Genomic DNA, 404 nt, shown 5'->3' on the forward strand with positions numbered 1-404 from the left:
GTGTTGAGTTTTGATGGTGGCAGTTCAAGTGTGACTGATCTGCAGCCACAGCGCTGGCATTATTACCGCATAGAAGTTCCTGAAACGGTAGGCGGTAAGCCAGTCTTGGGCTGGGAGTTGCGTTTAAAGGACTGGGTCGGTGGGAATCCTTCTTTGGTCGTGCGACGTGCGCAAGTGCCGGATAGCGTCAATACCTCTCCCAATAGTGCTTGGCCCTATACTTCGAACACTTGGAATGCTGGCTACCAGATGGGGATTAGTGGTGACGGCTGGACGGGTGACGGTAATACCAGTCAATATGCACTCGACACGGTAGACCGTGTTTTGAGTATGTCAATGGGCAGCCCTTTGGAGCCTGGGACGTATTATGTCGGCATTTATAATCAGAGTTCTAGTGAAGCTTG

The 404-nt window shown here is 51.2% G+C and carries 1 protein-coding gene; it reads left to right on the top strand.

Annotation, left to right across the window (positions count from 1 at the left end; translation table 11 throughout):
- On the top strand, positions 1-404 hold a 404-nt coding region (locus QEH52_RS20265; protein ID WP_308952777.1), incomplete at both ends, for a hypothetical protein.

It is taken from the genome of Thalassobacterium maritimum (assembly GCF_031127805.1).
GTDB lineage: Bacteria > Verrucomicrobiota > Verrucomicrobiia > Opitutales > Coraliomargaritaceae > Thalassobacterium > Thalassobacterium maritimum.